This window comes from Paenibacillus hunanensis, assembly GCF_034055775.1.
Classification (GTDB): Bacteria; Bacillota; Bacilli; order Paenibacillales; family Paenibacillaceae; genus Saccharibacillus; species Saccharibacillus hunanensis.
This window is the reverse complement of record NZ_CP139194.1, coordinates 1815216-1829687: the sequence shown is the minus strand read 5'-3', so window position 1 is coordinate 1829687 and position 14472 is coordinate 1815216. Positions and strand designations below refer to the sequence as shown.

Annotated in this window: 13 protein-coding genes and 1 other annotated feature; of the genes, 1 reads left to right on the top strand and 12 read right to left on the bottom strand. The window is 47.9% G+C overall.

Going from position 1 to position 14472, the window contains the following annotated elements; genetic code table 11:
* Positions 1-47: 47 nt before the first annotated feature.
* The 4 genes from SK066_RS07430 to SK066_RS07415 all read right to left on the bottom strand — a co-directional run bounded on the left by SK066_RS07430 (position 48) and on the right by SK066_RS07415 (position 5392).
* Positions 48-527, bottom strand: a complete 480-nt coding sequence (locus SK066_RS07430; protein WP_229685834.1) for a deoxycytidylate deaminase — start codon at positions 525-527, stop codon at positions 48-50.
* Between the two features lie 47 nt (positions 528-574).
* Positions 575-1303 (bottom strand): ComEA family DNA-binding protein, encoded by a 729-nt coding sequence (locus SK066_RS07425; RefSeq protein ID WP_320544215.1) that lies wholly within the window; start codon positions 1301-1303, stop codon positions 575-577.
* A 264-nt stretch (positions 1304-1567) separates the two neighbouring features.
* Positions 1568-4012 carry a leucine--tRNA ligase gene (gene leuS / locus SK066_RS07420; protein WP_320544214.1) on the bottom strand — a complete coding sequence of 815 codons (2445 nt, stop codon included), beginning with the start codon at positions 4010-4012 and terminating at the stop codon, positions 1568-1570.
* A gap of 111 nt (positions 4013-4123) precedes the next feature.
* Positions 4124-4390: a binding site (T-box leader), on the bottom strand.
* A gap of 102 nt (positions 4391-4492) precedes the next feature.
* A complete protein-coding gene (locus SK066_RS07415; RefSeq protein WP_320544213.1) occupies positions 4493-5392 on the bottom strand; it encodes a DUF4097 family beta strand repeat-containing protein in 900 nt (299 codons plus the stop codon).
* 382 nt (positions 5393-5774) lie between these two features.
* On the opposite strand from SK066_RS07415, the gene SK066_RS07410 reads away from it, so the two are divergent.
* The gene (locus SK066_RS07410) at positions 5775-7865 is read left to right on the top strand and encodes a molybdopterin-containing oxidoreductase family protein (protein WP_320544212.1); all 2091 of its coding nucleotides are present in this window, start codon (positions 5775-5777) and stop codon (positions 7863-7865) included.
* Between the two features lie 274 nt (positions 7866-8139).
* On the opposite strand, the gene SK066_RS07405 is transcribed toward SK066_RS07410, so the two are convergent.
* The 8 genes from SK066_RS07405 to aroE all read right to left on the bottom strand — a co-directional run bounded on the left by SK066_RS07405 (position 8140) and on the right by aroE (position 14428).
* A complete protein-coding gene (locus SK066_RS07405; protein ID WP_320544211.1) occupies positions 8140-9252 on the bottom strand; it encodes a GGDEF domain-containing protein in 1113 nt (370 codons plus the stop codon).
* A gap of 501 nt (positions 9253-9753) precedes the next feature.
* Positions 9754-10485 carry a class I SAM-dependent DNA methyltransferase gene (locus SK066_RS07400; RefSeq protein WP_320544825.1) on the bottom strand — a complete coding sequence of 244 codons (732 nt, stop codon included), beginning with the start codon at positions 10483-10485 and terminating at the stop codon, positions 9754-9756.
* A 204-nt stretch (positions 10486-10689) separates the two neighbouring features.
* Positions 10690-11631, bottom strand: a complete 942-nt coding sequence (locus SK066_RS07395) for a CvfB family protein (RefSeq protein ID WP_320544210.1) — start codon at positions 11629-11631, stop codon at positions 10690-10692.
* On the bottom strand, positions 11628-11975 hold the full coding sequence (rsfS, locus tag SK066_RS07390; RefSeq protein WP_320544209.1) for a ribosome silencing factor: 348 nt from the start codon (positions 11973-11975) through the stop codon (positions 11628-11630). The genes SK066_RS07395 and rsfS overlap by 4 nt, the downstream gene beginning before the upstream one ends.
* On the bottom strand, positions 11976-12560 hold the full coding sequence (gene yqeK / locus SK066_RS07385; RefSeq protein ID WP_188776310.1) for a bis(5'-nucleosyl)-tetraphosphatase (symmetrical) YqeK: 585 nt from the start codon (positions 12558-12560) through the stop codon (positions 11976-11978).
* Positions 12541-13134, bottom strand: coding sequence for a nicotinate-nucleotide adenylyltransferase (gene nadD / locus SK066_RS07380; protein WP_188776309.1), 594 nt, complete (start codon positions 13132-13134; stop codon positions 12541-12543). Before nadD ends, yqeK begins: the two co-directional genes overlap by 20 nt.
* Before the next feature lie 101 nt (positions 13135-13235).
* Positions 13236-13532 (bottom strand): ribosome assembly RNA-binding protein YhbY, encoded by a 297-nt coding sequence (yhbY, locus tag SK066_RS07375; protein WP_188776308.1) that lies wholly within the window; start codon positions 13530-13532, stop codon positions 13236-13238.
* 29 nt (positions 13533-13561) lie between these two features.
* Complete coding sequence (gene aroE / locus SK066_RS07370) at positions 13562-14428, bottom strand: shikimate dehydrogenase (protein ID WP_320544208.1); 867 nt, start codon at positions 14426-14428, stop codon at positions 13562-13564.
* Positions 14429-14472 lie beyond the last annotated feature (44 nt).

Here is a 14472-nt window from a genome sequence, read left to right as displayed (position 1 = left end):
TTGATATTGTTCATTTACAAAGTAGCTTTATATCATCTAAGCCTTCATTATGGAATCTCATACGCAACTGTCTCGCGTGGCGGCTCATATGCTTGAAGCTGACGGAAAATGATTCCCTTTTGTCCCATCATCTCATGCACCTTATCCGTATCTTTCAGATAGCTACGATGATAAACGATCTCCACCACACCACTATTGGCAAGCATATTCGCACATGTCCAGCAGGGCTCGTCTGTCACATAGACGGTAGAGCCCTCACGATCAGCACGATCGGTAAACAATAGCAGGTTCTGTTCAGCGTGAATGGTGCGGATACAGCGCTGCTTTTTCACCATTGTTTCTACGCCATCCACACGTACAATCTCCACTGCTTCCGAGATCATACAGCCTGCTTCGGAGCAGTCGGGTACACCCATCGGCGCACCATTATAGGCTGTACCGAGCAGCTTTTTCCCCTGCACCAGTACAGCTCCCACATGCCTTCTTGGGCAACGTGAACGAGTAGATACCATGTGTGCGATATCCATAAAATAAGTGTCCCAATCTTTGCGCAATTTCGCTTCCCCCTTGGTAATTACAGCTTTACATATGGCAGCATTTTGGCAAGCATCTTACTGCCAATCCCCTTTACACGATCCAATTCATTCACATCCTGGAATGGACCATGGGTACGTCGATAATCGATAATTGCCTGTGCCTTTTTCTCACCGATGCCTGGTAGCTCGGTCAGTTCTGCAAGCCCTGCATCATTGATGCTAATCTTGCCATCCTGAACCTGCGAGGCACGAGACTCGCCAGTAATCGTTGTATCGGCCATATCAGCCGACGGATTGGCGGCTGACCTATGTTCATTATGATCTATCATATCACCATTAGCGGCTTGCTGGTTAGTTGAGCTTGGATTACTCGTCAGTTGATCTGTAGCTGATGCAGATGTGGTATTGGGATTGGCTTCTGTTGTTAGTGCTTCAGTGCTTTCCTTTATACCTGATGCAGTACCCGTACCAGATCCCGCTTGTCCTTGTAATGAACTGCCCTGACTATTTTCTATTTGTTTATTTCCCGTGGAGTCTACTACTGTCTGATCTGTAGCTAATTTAGAGGTATCTGTTTGCTTGCTATGTAGATTGTTCTGCATGGCAGCTTTATTTTCCTGCACGGATTCCTGTACCGATAAAGCGGCGCGATCATTCCACGACTGCCACTGTGCTTCCTTCTCTGGTGCACTAACCAGCCCTGCAATGATCAATCCAGCTCCAAGTGCTGCTAATACTGCCATACCTGCTATGATACCTCGTTTCATACTTTAACCTCCTATGTAATTTAGAAATAAATTGTCCTTTCCTTACTAAACATAATGAATGGGCTTCTATGTTTCTATCCTATAGCGATGTGAATGCTCCTCTAGACAAAACAACGCCCCGACCATCATTAGATAGTCGGAGCGTCAAGTGGTGCTTTCACTTTAGCGTGCTTTATTTATGCGATTATGAAGAATCGTAAAAAAGGAATACTTATTATAGTACCTTTGAAATGAAGCTTTATTCCTCTAAATTCACTTCAACCTTTAGTTCGCAACGATGTTTACCAGCTTACCTGGTACGGCAACGACCTTACGAACCGTTTTACCTTCGATTGCTTTTTGTACCGTTTCCAGTGACAATGCAAACTCTTCCAGCGCTTTGGCATCCATATCCTTAGCCACGTTAGCACGCTGTACGATTTTGCCTGTAATTTGAATAACGATCTCGACTTCGGATTCCGTTGTCCATGCTTCGTCATGCGTTGGCCACTCTTGATACGTAATGCCGCCTTCGTGACCGAGACGTGCCCACAGCTCTTCTGCAATATGCGGTGCCAGTGGAGACAACAGCTGAACAAAGTTCTCCATCGCCTGACGCGGCAGCTCTTCTGCCTTGTACGCGTCGTTGGTAAAGATCATCAGCTGGCTGATCGCTGTATTGAAGCGCAATGCGTCCATATCTTCGCTAACTTTTTTGATCGTTTTGTGCCATGTGCGCTTGAACGCATCATCGCCACCGTTATCAACGATTTTCGGATTCAGGCTGCCGTCTTCGCTAATGAACAGACGCCATACACGTCCAAGGAAACGATACATCCCTTCCACGCCATTTTCATTCCATGGCTTGGTCGCCTCCAATGGGCCCATAAACATTTCATACAGACGCAGTGTATCTGCACCATATTCATTGACGATATCATCCGGGTTGATGACGTTACCGCGAGATTTACTCATTTTTTCATTGTTTGTACCGAGGATCATACCCTGGTTAACCAGCTTGTGGAATGGCTCTTTTGTATGCACTACACCGATATCGTACAGTACCTTGTGCCAGAAGCGAGCATACAGCAAGTGAAGCACCGCGTGCTCTGCACCACCGATGTACAGATCGACAGGCAGCCAGTAGTCCAGCTTCTCTTTGGAGCACAGTTCCTGATCGTTCTTCGGATCAATATAGCGCAGGTAATACCAGCAGCTACCTGCCCATTGTGGCATCGTGTTCGTCTCACGACGTGCCTTCATACCGGTTTCTGGATCGATGGTGTTCACCCAGTCCGTTGCGTTAGCCAGTGGTGATTCACCTGTACCGGAAGGCTTAATTTCGTCCAGATCAGGCAGCAACAATGGCAGGCTTTCTTCTGGAACAGGCTTGATTGTGCCGTCTTCCAGATGCAGAATTGGAATCGGCTCGCCCCAGTAACGCTGACGGCTGAACAGCCAATCGCGCAGACGATAGGTCGTTTTGCCTTCGCCTTTACCTTGCTGCTCCAGCCATTCGATAATTGTCGGGATCGCTTGCTCAGTTGTCATGCCATCCAGCATACCGGAGTTCACATGCTTCCCTTCGCCAGTGTAAGCTTCTTTCGTCACATCTCCGCCTTCAACCACTTCGATGATCGGCAGCTCGAACTTCTGTGCAAACTCCCAGTCGCGTGTATCATGACCAGGAACCGCCATAATTGCACCTGTACCGTAGGCAGCCAGTACATAGTCAGCGATCCAGATTGGCAACTTCTCACCATTGACCGGATTGATTGCATAAGAGCCAGTGAATACACCTGTTTTATCCTTGTTCAGGTCAGTACGCTCCAGATCGCTCTTGTGCGAAGCCTTCTCCTGATACGCCTTGATCGCTTCCTGCTGATCTGCTGTTACGATTTTCTCGACCAGTGCATGCTCTGGTGCAAGTACACAGTATGTTGCACCGAACAATGTGTCTGGACGCGTAGTGAACACACGAATCTGCTCGTCACTGCCTTCAATATCAAAGGTTACCTCTGCACCTGTCGATTTGCCGATCCAGTTGCGCTGCATATCCTTGATGCTTTCTGCCCAATCCAATTCTTCCAGATCGTCCAGCAGGCGATCAGCATATTCGGTAATTTTCAGCATCCATTGGCGCATCGGACGACGAATAACCGGGTGTCCACCGCGCTCACTTTTGCCATCGATGACTTCTTCATTTGCCAGCACGGTACCGAGTGCAGGGCACCAGTTGACTGGAATTTCAGCGATGTAAGCCAGACCTTTTTTGTACAATTGCAGGAAAATCCACTGTGTCCATTTGTAATAATCAGGGTCTGTCGTGCTAATCTCACGATCCCAATCATAAGAGAAGCCGAGTGATTTAATTTGACGACGGAAGTTGTCGACATTTTGCTGAGTAAATTCACGCGGGTGACCACCCTTATCAATCGCATACTGCTCGGCTGGCAGACCGAATGCGTCCCAGCCCATTGGATGCAGCACATTGAAGCCCTTCATCCGTTTGTAACGGGAAACGATATCTGTAGCAGTGTACCCCTCTGGGTGACCTACGTGCAGACCTGCTCCTGAAGGATATGGGAACATATCAAGTGCATAAAACTTTGGCTTACTCGTCTCGTCCTCGGTTTTGAATGTTTTGTTCTCATCCCAGTAGCCTTGCCACTTAGGTTCAATCTCCTGTGGGCGATAGCCCTGTGGAGCTGCATGATTATCTGTCGTCATACATGTTCCTCCTTCAAATAATGTAAGTATGGTCGTTACGGCGACCTTGAATCCCGTATGTGCACGGTGCGTAAACCATAAAAAAGCCCCTCATCCCCAGCGTATATAATCGCTAGGGACGAGAGGCTGTTCTCGCGGTACCACCCTAGTTAGCGAACAGGTATGCTTCACCATTCACTCACTTAGTTTGCCTGATAACGGTAGGAAGCCGATGTGGTTCAGATGGACTGCATGTCTGCATAAGTCTACAGAATGCGTATCGTCGTTCTTGCCACATATCTCCAAGGCGAGTTCGTACCCGTATCATATCGGCTTTCACCACCCGCCGACTCTCTACCAATGCTTACCGGTACTACTATTCCTTTTCACTGAGCATTACGTATGTCCAGACATTGCTTGCCCGGTTGTAACAATGTTTTTATTGTAAAAAAGTTAACGGTTAAAGTCAATGGAAGAAATGTGACTAGATTGCTTTCTAACTTATTCGGATACCTCCACGTCCCCGGAGCTTGTATCAATCTTCAAATGGTACTTTGCTTCGCCCTGCCCTTTTGTACCTAGCGTGCTACCATCCGAGCGATCCTGAAGCTGCATACCGTCAATATCGATATCCGGCGTGCCAGAGCTACTATTCGATTCAATCTGTAAGGCGTTAGTATCACCGGTCAGCTTTGCATCCACATCGCCACTGGATGTAGTTAGTTGAACATCAGGCGCTAGCTTACTTTGAACATAACGAATATCGCCAGAGGACGTCTGCATTTGAGCTTGCTGTCCATCCAGCTGCTCCGAGTCGATATCTCCACTTGTCGTTTCCCATGTGGCGTGATTGATCGTGTTCGTACGAGCAGTGATATCGCCGCTGCTTGAGCTTACTGTAGCTTGATCGCTAATCTGTAAACCATTCAGATGTTGATCACCCGAGCTGGATTGTACATCCAGTGTGCGCGCCTTCAGATCGCTCAGTGTAATGTCGCCTGACGATGATTTGACGGTCAATTGATCCCAATCCTTTTGTGGAACGGTAACCTTTAAGGTAGTGCCCTCATCCCACATTTGAAAATTAAACAGGCTACTTGCTCCATTCAGATTAATCCGAGCCGTCTGTCCATCCTGTACAACATCAAATGTATATCCGTTCTTAGAGCCGTCTCCATCCAGCAAAGCCACAATCTGATCTTGATCACCAGGCACAACCTCAATATCGTCTGCTGTCGTCTCGATGTCCAGATTGGTAATTCCTGTAGCGGATAATGTTTTTTGTCCCTCAGCCTGTGCTTCTGCATGACCTGAGCCTGATAAACGATTATAGGCTAATACCGCAATTAACACCATGACCGCAACCATAATCGTGAGTGACGCATATTTGTTGAGCTTCAACGTTAGTCATCCCCTTTTCAGTGTGTGCTCCTCGCACACGATTCGGCAGAACTGTACATCTCATTCACTTGACGGTCATACTTATTCCATTATCGCTACCTGTTCTTTACCTGCTATCCAGATGTGCACGACTGACTTCACAGCATCATTGACAGTTGATAATGCTCCAGAGTAAGGCTTGATTTATTATCAGTGTACATGAGTTGGGATTCATTTTACAGTTTATTCCCATAGCTCGTATAGAGAAGCAGCGAAGTCTCTGCTCTGCGCGATCATGTCCAACAATTTATTAAAATTTATCCCAAGTCCGTTGTGCAATAATGAGGAACAGTCTATCATTATGTAAAAATGCAGGATGGCACGAATGAAAGGAGCGACGTTGATGTCGACATATACAGAACAGCCAGACGGTATTTTTAAAACGGTCTGCTCGCTGGATTGCCCGGATCAGTGTGGTCTGCTGGTTCATAAGGAGCACGGTAAAATTGTCAAAATCGCTGGTGACCCGGAGCATCCGGTGACACGTGGCAATATATGCAATAAGGTTCGCCATATGGCTGAACGTATCTATGATGAGAAAAGATTAACCCATCCGCTCAAGCGTGTTGGCCCTAAAGGCAGTCGCCAGTTCGAGCGGATTAGCTGGGATGAAGCGATCGAAACGATCACAAGCCGCTGGAAAGCGCTCATTGCCGAGCATGGACCGGAAAGTATACTGCCGTATAGTTTCTACGGTAATATGGGCAATATTAACGCAGAGGGCATGGATCGCCGTTTCTTTCATCGTATGGGCTCCAGCCAGCTTGAACGTACGATCTGTACGGCAGCAGGTGGTGCTGGCTTTAAGCATACGGTTGGCGGTAGTATTGGTGCTGATCCAGAGGATACGGTGCATACGAAGCTGTTTATTTTCTGGGGAATTAATGCGGTAAGTACGAATATGCACCAGATTACGCTTGCCCAGCAGGCTCGCAAGCAGGGTGCGAAAATCGTTGTAATCGATGTTCATAAAAATCAGACGGGACGTCTTGCTGACTGGTTTATTCCAGTGCTACCAGGCACAGATACCGCATTGGCACTCGGATTAATGCATATTTTATTTGCAGAGAATCGGGTAGATGAGAACTTTTTACAGCAGCATACGCTCGGTCATGAAGAGCTGCGCCAGCATGTAAAAGCCTATGACCCGGCTACCGTAGCTGCGATTACAGGCGTGCCGGTAGATGATCTGTACAAGCTCGCGCGTATGTATCATGAAACGACACCTGCACTTATTCGCATCGGTAATGGTCTCCAGCATCATGATAATGGCGGCATGAACACGCGTGCGATCACCTGTCTATCGGTGCTAACCGGACAATGGCTCGTTGCTGGTGGAGGCGCGATTCGCTCTAATTCTGCGTATCTGTCCTTTAACAGCGAAGCTCTACAGCGTCCTGATCTGCTTTTTAAACGCAATACTCGCTCATTCAATATGAATCAGCTTGGACGTGTGCTAGCGATGAAGGAGCAACCGGTTCATTCGCTATATGTGTACAGCAGCAATCCAGCAGTCGTAGCGCCAAAGGCAGGTCAAGTACGTGAAGGGCTAGCTCGTGAAGATCTATTTACCGTTGTGCATGATCTGTTCCTGACCGAAACGGCTGCGTACGCAGACATCATATTGCCCGCTACATCGGCATTCGAGAATCATGATTTCTACACCTCCTACTGGCACCTGTACATGCAGATTGCAGAGCCTGTTATTGAGACGTACGGAGAAAGCAAGTCGAATACCGAGGTATTCCGCCTGCTCGCTGCTGCCATGGGCTATGAGGAGCAAGCTCTACAGGATAGTGATGAACAATTGATTCGACAGGCACTCGATCATCCAGCCAATCCGGGCTTGCAAAATATTAGCTACGAAGGCTTATTAGAGCACAAATATATCAAAGCACATCGTCCGTACATCTATCCAGATCGTCTGGATACGCCAAGCGGTAAGGTAGAGCTGTATTCCAGCACACTGGAACAAATAGGGCTACCCCCGCTGCCAACATATGTACCGCTCAAGGAGCAGGATGATGACGGCTATTTATACATCCCTGGCCCAGCTCATAACTATCTGAACTCCACCTTCTCTAATAATGCCAAGCATGCCGGTATGGAAAAGGCACCCCGTCTGCATATGAACACCGTCGATGCAGAGCGCCATGGAATTGTAGATGGAGACTGGGTCATCATTTCCAATCCTAACGGCTCCTGCGAGCTCATGGCAGCGGTTGGAGAAACCGTGTTGCCAGGTGTAGTCGTGAGTCAGGGACTATGGGCAGATACAAGTGATCATCAGCCTACCCATCTGGTCAACGCGCTCACTCCAGATCGCCTGTCCGATATGGGCGGCGGTGCAACTTTCTTTTCCAGTCGCGTGCAGGTACAGAAGCGTCATGATGTAGTGGCAGACACTGCAATCGAAGCCTCCGCTGCGTTGTAAACTATGCTGGAGATCGATGCAGGCAATTGATAAGGAAATAGCGCCAATTGAAAATGGGAGCATTCCATCACTTATGTCACGATACAATCTATAGCTTTATTATGATCAGCATTCATTTTATCTACCCACTTATCTATCGATCAATATAAACCAAAAAGCAGGCATCTTTCTTAACTCATAGAAAGGTGCCTGCTTTTGTAATTATTTACGCTACAACTATAGTCGTTCAAGCTGCAAACAACACACTATATTTTAAACTCAGCTCTACCCTACATCATACCGCCTTCAAATCGGTGGATAAGCAGACTCGATTACGCCCATGCTCCTTGGCATAATAGAGCGCCTTATCCGCCTCATGAAACATCTGATGCGGTACATGCTGCGGATATAAGCTAACGCCGATCGACACGGTTAAATGAATCTGATGCCCACCATCCAGCCGGAATACATGCTGATCAATTCGTTCACGTACCTGCTCAGCCATCTGAAGTGCATCATACTGTGTACTCAGATTCAAAATAGCTGCAAATTCCTCGCCGCCCTTACGTGCACAATACCCGTGCTGTTGCACCGTATCGTTAAGCAATTGTGCAACCTGAACCAGTACAATATCTCCATTCAAATGCCCATACTGATCATTCACATGCTTAAAATGATCAATGTCTACCACCAGCAGCGCAAACGATTCTTCCCGTTCCTCTGCCTGCGCCGTTGTCAGCCGAAACAATCGATCAAACGAACGTGGATTATACAGCTTTGTTAAAAAATCATGATTTGCTGCATCACGCATCACGACCAGATTATCGTCTGCTCTCCGCAAATACCAGAGAATATAATACGCAAACATGCCTGCCATTATGAAAAATAAGCCAAACAGCGCATGTAGTGTATACGCTCGTAACAGCGCTCCAACAATAGTTACCGCGATCAGATAAATCAATAATGCTCCAACCAGTGCGCGCACCCATACCCATAACGAGACGCGCTTCCCATAACGCATCATTGTGGCAGCAAGTATATACGTAAACATAATATTCGCCAGACCAATCCACGAGCTAAATTGAAATGATCCGATAAATAGCCGATACACACCCATAATCGCGGCTGCGATCAAGCCTGCCCAGCCTCCTCCATAATAAACGGAGAACAATATAGCCAGCTGTCTAAAATCAACAATGAGCGAGTTACCACCGCTATGGATATTGATCGAAAAATAAGTCATCATCGCAACTCCGATCAATCCGCTAAATAAACCTCCAGTCAGAGGCGTAGCCCATTTTGTTTTACCAAACTTCCGATCCACCAGCTTTAAAATCAAATTACCAAAAAACAAAGCTGTAGTGAGGAAGGTTAAGTTATTAAATAATGTTTGAATAATCGTATGCATGCATGTCCACCCTATTCGTTATAGTAGAGTGCAATTTCTGAGCGATCCTAAATTGCAGATGAATGACAGTGTATCTTGATGTTGATCTAAATTTATCATCTAAATATAAAGTATGTATACTCTACTATATCGGTTGATCTATTTTAAATTAAAGATTGACGTATGAAAAAGCTTGGCTTTGAGCTTGAAGGTATACTTAATTCATACGATATAGCGGCATAGGATGTACGGTGGCTGGTTATATGTCTGTACTGATTTAAGCAGCGGATTGAGTTTAATTATGGTGATGTAATGTGGCGTCAAAAGTAGGATAACTGAAGGCGTCGGGTGAAAGTGCATCCACTCCAGCCCGGCAACATGCCAAAGACCTCCGGTTAAGCCGGGATACTTTGAACAGGTAAAAGAAGGCGTATCCCAGCTTAAAGGTCGGTCTTGAGGCATCGTTCCCGATCTTGCGCTCTGTGCTTGCTTCTATAAGCTCGCTCTCACAATAAAAATAGCTTATTTTACTGCTACAAAAAACAGGCGTGCAGCTTCCTCTCCCGGTTCATTCCATGTAAAATCAGCATAGCACTTCACATCCCGAAAGCCTGCCTTATACAGCTCGGTACTCAGCCACTCTTGTTCGTACGAGCGCTGCACATGAACCTCTTCAAATCGCTCATACAGCGAGTTTTGCGCATTATCTACACGAGCGAAAATCGTCAGATGGTGCTCAATTTCGGTGCGAACCGCATCATATTCACATGTCCACAAATACGATACCGAGCGATCATCCAGCATGAAGGGCTGCTCCTCGTCATAACGGCGAAGCGTATTCGGATGGTGCACATCAAAAATAAACGTACCGCCCGGCTTTAATCCGCGATGGGTGGCCTGAAATGTGCGAATGACATCCTCCGGCTCGGTAAGATAATTTACACAATCGCAGAAGGAGATCACACTATCGACCTGCTCAGGTAGCTCCCAATCGGTCATATTTTGACAGATCCACTGTACCTGCCCGTCCTGAAATAATCGGTGCCCCTGCGGAGTCGATTCCATTTTATCGCGTGCAATGGATAGCATATCGGAGGATAGATCGATGCCGCTTATACGGAAGCCTGCATTCACCAGCGGAATGGTAATGCTACCTGTTCCGCAGCCCAGCTCAGCAACCTGACGTGGCATACCATACTTGTCCCATACCTCTCGTACAAAGCGTAGCCAATCTGGATACGGCATATCGTCCATTAATTCATCGTATACATAAGCAAACTTGCGATATGACACTGCTTCAACCGTCCTTCCCTATTGCCGTTATGGCGCTGTCGATATTCAATCCATTCTGCATATAAAAACAGAAAGGCAGGAACGCAACCTAAGCCGTTCTTGCCTTTCCGTTTAACTTCAATCTATGACTTCTATCTATTCAATAGGATGACATACTCTGAATAATCAGGCTTGTTCGTCTGTATTCGTTTCGTCCGTTTGTGGCTTTGTATCCGATGCCGTAGCATTGGCGTGTGTTGCAAGGCGTGTCCAGTTTTGATCCTGTACGACTACGCCTTCCTTCATCAGCTTACCAAGCGCACGCTTGAACGCCGCTTTACTGATTCCAAAGCGCTGCTTGATCACATCCGGTTGGGTGCGATCCGAATAAGGCATTGCTTTATCTTCACGCTCGTTGATAAATGCAAGCAGACGCTCCGCATCCTGATCACGACCAACCTCTTTACGTTGCAGCATCGACAGATTCACACGTCCGTCTTCACGTACCTGAGTGACACGTACGCTGACCTTTTCACCCAGACGCAGCATACGGCTACGCTCATTCTGGTGAATCAAACCGATCGCGCCGAATCCAAGCACGCCGCCTTCGATCAGGACAAAGCTACCCATTTGCAGCGGCTTGTACACAAGCGCATCGACCCATTCGTTCATCCAGCTGGACGGCGCGTGGAATACATGCTCAGCCAGCTCTTCTTCGCCTGCCAGCTTTGCCAGTAGACGACCCTGACGATCATGTTGCAGGACAACATATACATCATCACCGATTTGCGGACGTAGCTCTGGCTTTTCAGGTAACTCGCTCATCGGCAGCAATAGCTGGCGACCGAGACCCATTTCCAGAAAAGCACCCAGACGCGGATGCAGATCAGCAATTTTCAGTTTAGCCAGCTCACCCAGTGTGAGCAAAGGCTTTTTCATCGTTGCGGCAAGGCGGTCTTCCGTATCGTGGAAAATAAATGCTTCCACCGTTTCGCCAACCTTGATCTTACCAACGATCTCACTATAGTGCATTAGCACTTCCTGTTCTCCATCCGTCAGGAAGAAGCCATACGGCGATACCTCGCGTCCGATTTTCAGCGGGATAATCGTACCTGCTTCAAAACTCATACGTTTTCCACCACTTTAGCATCAGACCAGAGACGTTCAATATTGTAATATTCACGCTCATCACGATGGAAAATGTGTACAACCACATCTCCAAGGTCGATCAGCACCCAGCGAGCAGCATTCATTCCTTCCAAGCCACGGATATGAACGTTTTCTTCATGAGCGCGCTTGCGTACCTCACTAGCGATCGATTGTACCTGTGTATCGGAATTACCATGGCAGATCACAAAATAATCTGCTACGAGTGAAAGTCCTTTCAGATCAAGTACAACGAGATCGTGTGCTTTTATACTTTCAGCTGCGTCTACAGCCATTTGCATGACTTGTTCTGGGTTTAATGACATTTAGAGTTCCCCCTCTAATTCAAGTTGTTTGACCAGATCATTTCTGGATAATACGGTTAACGGGTAAATGATCTGTCGGCGAGCGACAAGCAGATTGATCGTCGAGTCAAAGCCCGCGACCAGTGCCGCTTCTACACTCGTCTCCGCCAGGCGACGAATATGATCAACACCAGGGAAATCACGTCCTGGTTCGATATAGTCCGCCAGACAAATAATTTTCTCCAGCAGGGTCATGCCGACTCTGCCGGATGTATGGTAACGAATTGCATTCAGTATTTCCTCGTCCTCGATGCCATATTCGGCTTCTGCCACATACGCACCGATCTCGGCATGCCAGAGTGGCTTGTCATAGAGCAGCAGTTCATCATTCAGCCCTTTATCACGCAGTAGCTGCTCCTGGCGCTCACTTGGCCAGTATTTGGCTACATCGTGCAGGATCGCCGCTAGCTCTGCTTTGACCGGATCCGCTCCATAGCGCTTCGCCAGCAGCACCGCCGATTGCATTACACCCTCGGTATGACGCCAACGCTTCTCCGGCATTTGGGCGGATACCGATTGAATCAGTTCATCGCGTGTCAGCTTCATAGATTCCGCTCCCCTTAATATATTCATACACATGATCGTGAACCATATAACGGATCGTTTGACCGTTTTGCAACCGTTCACGAATATCGGTGGATGAGATATCAACCTGAGGCATATTGACGAGCTCCACACGCGGCTGTAAATAGGCAGGCATTTTTGACTTGTCAATAACTGAGCCAGGTCGCCCTACGCCTACAAAGGTTAAACGCTGTGCCAGCTCCTCAATTCCATGCCATTCAGTCAGCGAGTTCACCATATCAGCGCCGATAATGAAAAAGAATTCATGCTCTCCATATCGCTCCTGTAATGCACGGATCGTTTCAATGGTGTAGGATACGCCGCCACGCTCCAGCTCGATATCCAGCGTACGAAACGCAGGATTCGTGCCGATGGCGCGTGCTACCATTTCCAGGCGCTGTTCACCGGAAGCACCAGCAGCGTGCTTATGCGGAGGAATGTGAGATGGCATAAACCATACTTCATCCAGCTTACATCCTTCCAGCGCAGCCTCCGCTGCCAGCATATGACCGATATGCACCGGATCAAAGGTGCCTCCCATAATACCGACTTTCATGAATCCACCACCGCATCATTTGTAATCATATTGCCGCAGGCTAAAGCGATTCATCTGTTGATCTCAGCCTGCGGCATCCGTTGTAAAGCTAGCCAGTACGCTTACGCGCGTGGCAGCTCGATTTGTTTGTGATCCTTCGATTCCTTATACAGTACGATTGTACGTCCGATAACCTGTACCAGCTCTGCACCAGCGCCTTCTGCTAGCTCCTGTGCCAGTTCCTTCGGCTCTTCCAGACAGTTGTTCAGTACCGAGATTTTCATCAGCTCGCGCGTCTCGATCGCATCCACCACATGGCGGATAATGCCTTCGTTCATGCCACCTTTACCGATTTGGAAAATCGGGTCCAGATGGTGTGCCTGACTACGCAGGTAACGTTTTTGTTTTCCAGTTAACATAGGTATCCCCTTACTATTTGTTATTAATGTTATTCATGATTGAATGCTTCCAGCACCGCGCTGTGCATCAATGATACCGGAGCATCGATTCCAGTCCAATATTCAAAAGCGTACGCGCCCTGATAGACGAACATACCCAGACCGCCCACAACCTTACAGCCACGTGCTTTCGCGTCGCGAAGCAGGCGCGTCTCCAGTGGATTATAGATCAGATCACTGACGATAATACCCTCGGGAATGAGCGAAGCTTCCACAGGCGTCGCTTCCACATCCGGGTGCATTCCGACAGAGGTCGTATTAATGAGTATATCGGTTTCAGCCAGGCAGGCTTGAAGCTCATCGAACGTAGCCGACTTCATCGCTGTCTGTCCATTTTGTAAAATGTTCAGTAGCTCGTCTGCCTTACTCACCGTCCGATTCAAAACCGTTACCGACGCGATCCCTTCTTTGAGCAGCGCATAAATGATCCCGCGTGCTGCGCCGCCAGCACCCAGTACGGTAACCCGCTTGCCAGATAGATCGCCTGCTTCTTCCTTGAGCGAGCGCACATAGCCGATTCCATCGGTATTGTAGCCCTTTGTACGTCCATCGCGGATCACGACCGTGTTCACAGCACCACATTGCACAGCGGATTCATCCAGCTCATCCAGCAGCTCCATAATCGCCACCTTATGTGGAATCGTTACATTAAAGCCGCTAAAGCCAAGTGCACGCGCACCGGTAACTGCTTCGGCAAGATGCTCGGGCTTCACATGCAGCGGTACATACATACCTGGTAATGCAGCAGCTTCCAGAGCGATATTGTGCATCGCAGGTGATTTGGAATGAGCAATCGGATCGCCCATAACGCCCAGCAGCAACGGGGCATGAATATGCGGATGATTCGTCATCATCATCGCCTCCTGATCTGTAATAACGATACAGGACCGCTGTATCGGAA